7 protein-coding genes are annotated in these 6,290 nt (G+C 71.8%); 4 read left to right on the plus strand and 3 right to left on the minus strand.

Annotated elements, in window-relative coordinates:
- Nucleotides 1-101 precede the first annotated feature (101 nt).
- Together ACIQWA_RS39245 and ACIQWA_RS39250 are read left to right on the plus strand one after the other, a co-directional pair.
- Entirely contained in the window at nucleotides 102-557 is a 456-nt protein-coding gene (locus ACIQWA_RS39245) for a hypothetical protein (protein ID WP_402491494.1), read from the plus strand.
- A gap of 249 nt (nucleotides 558-806) precedes the next feature.
- Complete coding sequence (locus ACIQWA_RS39250; protein WP_402491497.1) at nucleotides 807-1,547, plus strand: hypothetical protein; 741 nt, start codon at nucleotides 807-809, stop codon at nucleotides 1,545-1,547.
- Between the two features lie 18 nt (nucleotides 1,548-1,565).
- Here ACIQWA_RS39250 and ACIQWA_RS39255 read toward each other — a convergent pair whose 3' ends face one another.
- A complete protein-coding gene (locus tag ACIQWA_RS39255; RefSeq protein ID WP_402491500.1) occupies nucleotides 1,566-2,153 on the minus strand; it encodes an SMI1/KNR4 family protein in 588 nt (195 codons plus the stop codon).
- Between the two features lie 278 nt (nucleotides 2,154-2,431).
- Here ACIQWA_RS39255 and ACIQWA_RS39260 point away from each other — a divergent pair, with 278 nt between their 5' ends.
- Entirely contained in the window at nucleotides 2,432-2,890 is a 459-nt protein-coding gene (locus ACIQWA_RS39260; RefSeq protein WP_402491503.1) for a DUF2690 domain-containing protein, read from the plus strand.
- Nucleotides 2,891-3,046: 156 nt separating this feature from the next.
- On the opposite strand, the gene ACIQWA_RS39265 is transcribed toward ACIQWA_RS39260, so the two are convergent.
- The gene (locus tag ACIQWA_RS39265; protein WP_402491506.1) at nucleotides 3,047-3,628 is read right to left on the minus strand and encodes a hypothetical protein; all 582 of its coding nucleotides are present in this window, start codon (nucleotides 3,626-3,628) and stop codon (nucleotides 3,047-3,049) included.
- Nucleotides 3,629-3,938: 310 nt separating this feature from the next.
- Between ACIQWA_RS39265 and ACIQWA_RS39270 the strand changes: the two genes are divergently transcribed.
- Nucleotides 3,939-5,147 carry a cytochrome P450 gene (locus ACIQWA_RS39270; RefSeq protein ID WP_402491509.1) on the plus strand — a complete coding sequence of 403 codons (1,209 nt, stop codon included), beginning with the start codon at nucleotides 3,939-3,941 and terminating at the stop codon, nucleotides 5,145-5,147.
- 65 nt (nucleotides 5,148-5,212) lie between these two features.
- Here ACIQWA_RS39270 and ACIQWA_RS39275 read toward each other — a convergent pair whose 3' ends face one another.
- Entirely contained in the window at nucleotides 5,213-5,827 is a 615-nt protein-coding gene (locus ACIQWA_RS39275; RefSeq protein WP_402491512.1) for a TetR/AcrR family transcriptional regulator, read from the minus strand.
- Between the last annotated feature and the right edge of the window lie 463 nt (nucleotides 5,828-6,290).

The following is a 6,290-nucleotide window of genomic DNA, read 5'->3' on the forward strand; positions in this document are numbered from 1 at the left end:
GGCGAACTCCCACTCGGCATCAGACAGTTCATGGCGACGCATCACCCCACCGTGATCTACCAGGCATGATCATTTGAAGACATCCGCTAGGGTCAACACCCGTGATCCGCACGATGATTGGTGGTGCTGCGATGCCGAGCTACGGCCGGACCGAGCTCGAGTGGGACGAGTTGGCGGAGGCCGCTCGCGACTACCTGGCCGAGGTCGCCAGGGCCGGTGGACTGACGACGTACACCAAGCTGAGCGCGGCCCTGGTGGAGCGGACCGGGCAGCCCGGGTTCGACTTCTCGCGGGCCGACCACCGGGCGGCGGTCGGGCACCTGCTGTGGCTCGTCACCACGGCCGGCCGGACCGGGAAGGAACCGATGCTCTCGGCATTGGTCTGTTACGAGGGCATGAACGACGCCGGCCCCGGGTTCTACGGCCTGGCGCAGGAGCTCGGTCTCCTGTCGCTCGGCGCCTCCAGGGCGGAGAAGGACACGTTCTGGAGCGGCCAGGTGGGAGCTCTGTACACCGCGTATGCCCGTCCCGGCGGTCCGGCCGGAAGGCGCTCCTGAGGGCAGGTCCCAAGGACGGTCCCGAGGGCCTCGTCGGCTCAGGGATGAGGATCGGCGAGCGGGAAGCGCCACTGCTCCGAGGTCGAGGTCCAACGCGTCTCGGTCATCCGGCAGTTGTTGGACGCGGGCATGTCCAGCCGGGTGATCGCGGCCGTGCTGCCGTGCGTGGAGGCCCCGGACGATCTCGCGCGCGGCCGCCACGGTCACGGGATCCAGCCCCGTGGTACGTTCCGGGACCAAGGGGGCGCCATGGACGAGACTTCGACGGCACGTGCGGAACTGGACCGACTGGGTCGGTCCCTGCGCGGGCAACTGGTCACCCTGGTCGAGGACTTGACCGTTCGTGTCCACCTCCGCCGACTCACCCTCGGCGAGCCGCAGCCGGAGATCACTGACCGGCCCGATCCGCTGCGGCACCACCACTCGTTGGCCTACCAGGGCAATCGTCCGGCGACCGTCACCGCCACCGAGACGTCCGACCGGGCGGTCTCCCTCCTCCACGCGGCCGGGTGGGACGTCACGACGTCACAGCTGGACGACGACGGGAGGCTCTGGACGGTGGTCCTCGCCCGCCGGGACGGCAGCACCATCCGCGTTCTGACGAGCGACGACACACCCGCGGTGGTCTTCCGGGGACAGACGGCGGACCTGGCCCTGACCGCCCCGCAACCGGAGCCGGTGCCGGAACCTGAGCCGGTGCCGGTACCGGTGCGCCCCTCGGAGCCCCAGCCCGAACCGGAGCCGGAGCCGGTGCGTACACCGGAGACTCTCACACCCGGCTACGTCCTCTGCTACGAGTGCGACGGCCTCGGCCGTTGCCCCACCTGCCACGGCCGCGGGTGGCTCCCCCGCAGCCCCGACGGCAAGCGCCGTTGCGGCGAATGCCGCACGACAAGGCTCTGCGTCATCTGCCGGGGCGCCGGCGAGCTGAGCGTCTACGGACTGTCCACCTACCAGCGCGGCTACTACCCGGACCTGGACCAGGACTGACCTGGGCTGCTGCGGAGGTCACAGCCGCGGGGCCATCCGATGCCGGTTCGGATGGCCGTGAAGCCGGGGCGAGTTGAGTTCCAGCGCCCGGTTGTCGAGTCCGGCACTCATCTGGTTGAGCCAGCGCTCGTACCAGGCGAGGAAGTCGGTGGCGGAGGAGACGTTGGGCCCCCAGTGCCCGTCGCCGTTGCCGACGAGGATGCGGCCGGTGAGGGGCCCGGTCACCGCGATGACGCACACGTCGGTGCACCCCATCTCGATGATGTGGAGGAAGAGGTCGCGATCGTGCGACCCGGCCTCCGGGCGGTCGAAACCGCGGGGCGTCCCCGGTGCTCCGCGCGGCTCCATGACCAGCATGGAGCACCGGTCCAGTGGCACGAGCCCGTAGAACGGTGCTGCGCCGGAGCCGCCGAGGTGCCTGAGGAACTGCCGGTAGGCGTAGGGCAGGGCGACGCCGTGTTCGGCCTCGAAGGCAGCGATCCGCGCCTCCGACAGCTTCGGTCCGAGGCGGAACCTGTGTTGCTTCTCCCCGAAGGAGTGGCTGCGTAGTGGCTGGAACGGGATCGCGGCCAGTTTGCGACGCAGGCGGGGTATGCGGGGGTCCATGGTGGGCCTTCTCTCGTCCCCGTAACCCTAGAGGTGGGCGAACCACCGCAACCGCTCCATCCGGAGACCGCTGCCTCGCATCCCGGCGGCGTCCCCGGGGCGGGCGCGGGCGTCCCGGGACGGAGCAGGGACGCGCGGACGGCGCCGGGGACGGGCTTCGGACGGAACACTGGCGAACTGCGCCACCACCCCGCCCCCACCGCCCCCACCGGGCCGCCGGAACCCGGCGCACGAAGGCCCGGCCCGGAACCGACCACCACCAGCCCCCAGAAGGATCCATGCGCATCTCCACCTCCCTCAAGCGGGCCGCCCTGGTCGGCGTGGCCGCCATCGCCCTGGCCACGGGCGTCAACGGCACCGCGAACGCCGCTACTTACGACGGACAGGACCCGATCTCCTCCGGCTGTGCCGCCGACGCGATCACCGCGAAGTCCGTGCCCCTGAACGCGGACGGCATCGGCCAGGTCGGCACCCTCGAGCTGCGCTACAGCCGCTCGTGCCGCACGGCCTGGGCCCGCGTCTACTCCCGCGGCAACAGCCTCTGGGCGAACGTGGTCCGCCAGAAGGACAACCAGCGCTCGGGCTGCGACAAGGCGTCCTGGGACTCGGGCTCCGCGCAGTACTACTGCTACACGCCCATGGTCAACGACGCCGGCTACCTCTCCTACGCCGTCGGCAACGCCACCGACTCCTCCGGGCAGATCGGCAGCCACGCCGGATACACCCCCCTGTACTGACACCGGTCCACCCGCGACGACACTGCCCCCGGGGCCGCCGGCCCGCTCCGGGGGCAGCGCCGTCGGGACGGCGCCGAAGCGCTGCCCCGGACACCGGCTCGTTCGCCCGAACGAGCCGCGACCGTAGGGGCCGCTCCGGCCTTCCGTGCCGGGCTGTTAGGGGATGAACTGCGCTCCGAGCAGACCGTGGCCGGCGTCCGCCGCCGCGCGCCACACCGGGGGTACGCCGTCGAGTAGTGCGGTGATGTCGTCCCGACCGCCCTCGTCGTGGAGGGCGGCGGTGAGCAGCAGTTCGGCCTGGTGCCGGCCCTGCGGGGTCCAGTCGTAGGCGCGTTCGACGGCCGGAAGGGTCTGCACGACCTGTTCCGGGGTGAGGAGGAGGTCGCCGAACCAGCCGGGCAGTTCCGCGAAGCGCCGCGGGCCGAGGGCGAAGGCCATGGCGGAGGCCGGGTAGGCCTTGCGGGCGGAGACCACGAGGCGCGGCATGGACCTGTCGTAGCCCTGTTCCCAGGCCTCGTAGACGGTGCAGATCTGCTCGTCCAATGCGGACGGGGCGGCCAGATCGATGAACCGGTCCATGGTCTCCGGGGTGCTGCCGCCGGCGCGCCACCAACGGAGGAGGTCCGTGGACGCGGCGAGCGCGGCCTCCGCCTCGATGACCGGAGCGAGTTCCGGCGCGTACCGTGCGACGGCCTCGGGCCGCACGGGGATCAGGCACCACATGCCCAGGAAACTCATCAGCGGCCCCCTTCGTCGTGTTGCCCTGATGGTGCCACCCCCCTCCGACAACGGGCTGCCGCGCGCAGGCCGGAACGCCCGACAGCGTGCCCGCACCCGACCTTCTGCAACAAGCTTTCGAGGGAGGTCCCGCCACAGGCGGAGGGCTGACTGTGCGTGCCGATGGTGTTACGCTCCCCGCAAGAGAGAGCTGGCTCTCACTTCTTGGCTCCGGGCGCCCGTTCGTCCACCCCGGCCCGGGCGTGTGGGAGAGAGCCGCTCCGCCGAGTGTTCGCTGCTCTTGTGGCCCTTCGGCCGGTGAGGAGAGACCATGACCACGCCCGCACCGCAGTTACCCTTCGAACGCCCCAACGCCCTGGACCTGGCGCCGCTGCTCGCGCGCCTGCGGGAGCAGGGCCCGATCACACGGGTGACGACACCCGCCGGTGATCCGGCCTGGCTGGTGACCCGCTACGAGGAGGCCCGGGAGATCCTGAGCGACACCCGGTTCTCCCGGCTGCGCCCCGACACCGCGGACTCCCCGAGGATCTCGGCCTCGGCGCTGCACACCCGCACCGCCGGCACGCCCGAGGAGGAGGACCGCGAGCACGCGCGGATGCGGCGGATGCTGGCACCCGCGTTCAGCGCGCCGCGGATGCGGCGGCTGGGCGAGCGGATCGGGGAACTCGCCGCGTCCTGCCTGGACGCGATGGCGGAGCAGCGTGCACGAGACCCCCGACGCGCCGTCGACCTGCACCGCCACCTGTCCTTCCCGCTGCCCGTGATGGTGATCTGCGAGCTGCTCGGCGTGCCGGTCGCGGACCGGGAGCTGCTGCGCGGCTGGTCGGAGCGGATCGCCGCACTGTACGGCGAGGCCGACGGGGCCGCGGCCATGGCCGAGTTCGAGGCGTACGTGGCCGCCGTCGCCGAGGACAAGCGCAGGCGGCCGGGACAGGACGTGATCAGCGACATCCTGGCCGTACAGGCGCAGGACCCCTCGTTCACCGAGGAGGAGATGACCCGCCTGGCGGTGGGGCTGCTGTTCGCGGGCCACGAGACGACGTCGACCCGGATCGACCTCGGGGTCCTGTTCCTGCTGAGCGACACCGCCCGGCGCGACCGCTTCGCCGCCGACCCTGAGGGATCGGCCCGCGCCACCGTGGAGGAGGTCCTGCGGATGGCCGCGCCCGGCGCCCTGGGACTGACCCGCTACGCCCGCGAGGCGATCACCGTCGCGGGAACGGCGATCGCGCGGGGAGAGGCGGTGCTGGTGGCGATCAACGCCGCGAACCGGGACGGCCGGGCGTTCGAGGAGCCGGACACCTTCGACCCCTCGCGTTCCCCCAACGCCCACCTCGCCTTCGGGCACGGCGGCCACTACTGCATCGGCAACGCGCTGGCCCGCACCGAGATGCAGATCGCGCTGACCGCGCTGTTCCGACGCTTCCCCGGCCTGCGACTGGCGGTGGACGCGCGCAGCCTGCGCGACCACTCCGAACGGCTGGCGGGCGGCATCAGCGAGGTCCCGGTCCTGTGGTGAACGGCCCTGTGGAGCTGCCGACACCAGCCCGGGCGTGAGGCGTCGCGGCGTGAGGCGTCGGGGCGTCAGGGTGTGCGGGCGCGCAGCGCCGGGGCGGGGCAGGGCAGCGGGCGGGCCCCGGTGGGGGAGAGGCCGTCGAGGACCAGGGCCAGGTACCGGCGCCAGCCGTCCTCACCGGGCTCCACCGTCCACAGCACCGAGACCAGCATGACGACCACGCGGTGCAGGTCGTCGGGCACCAGGTCGGTGCGGAGCACGCCCGCCGCCTGACCGCGTGCCAGGAGGACGTCGAGGGCGGCGAAGAACTCCTCACCGGTCGCCGGGGTCAGCACCCCGGCGGCGCGGGCGGCGGCCAGCACGTTGTAGTCGCCGGCCACCGACTCCAGAGCCGCCGCCAGCACCCGGGCCAGCCCGCCCGCAGGATCGGGCTCGTGGGCGGCCGCCTGGATGACAGGCCGGACGTGCTCCTCGAAACGCTGGTCCAGCACGGCCCGCAGGAGCGCGGCCTTGTCGGGGAAGCGGCGGAAGAGCGTGGCGGCCCCGAGACCGGCCCGCCGCGCCACGTCGTGGAGATGGGCGTCGGGGCCCTGCTCGGCGAAGACCTCCCGGGCAGCCCGGATGATCTTCTCCGCGTTACGGGCGGCGTCGGCGCGCAGCACCCGGGGAGCGTCGGGAACCATCCCGGCACCCTATCGCCGCAGTGGCCGAGCCGGCCGGTGACGTACGTTCAGCCCCCATGCACGCTCCCGCGCGGCCCGGAGGCCGGGCATTTGTTTCGGGCGAGGAGTAGGGGTACTGTCTCCCAGTCGCCCGACAGGGAGCACCGGACACGCGAAAGCGCGGACGGTTCCGGGGCGGCCAATCCACGAGAAACAGCACGGGCCGGTTTCGGCATGCCTGTTTATCGGGATTGCGGCCGGATTCGCTTTTCGGAGCGGGGCTCGGTTAGAGTTTGAAACGTCGGACGGGGCGTCAAGCCGCAGAAGACACCGGCGAGTTGGATGACGAAGCCCCGGAAAACGGAGCGGAAAACGTCTGATAAGCTGGGAACACGAAAGAACGAAGCGCCCGGAGGGCCCGCTGGAAGGCGGTCCGAAGGAAGCGTCCGTTCCTTGAGAACTCAACAGCGTGCCAAAAGTCAAC

It is taken from the genome of Kitasatospora sp. NPDC098652, assembly GCF_044760155.1.
Lineage (GTDB): Bacteria > Actinomycetota > Actinomycetes > Streptomycetales > Streptomycetaceae > Kitasatospora.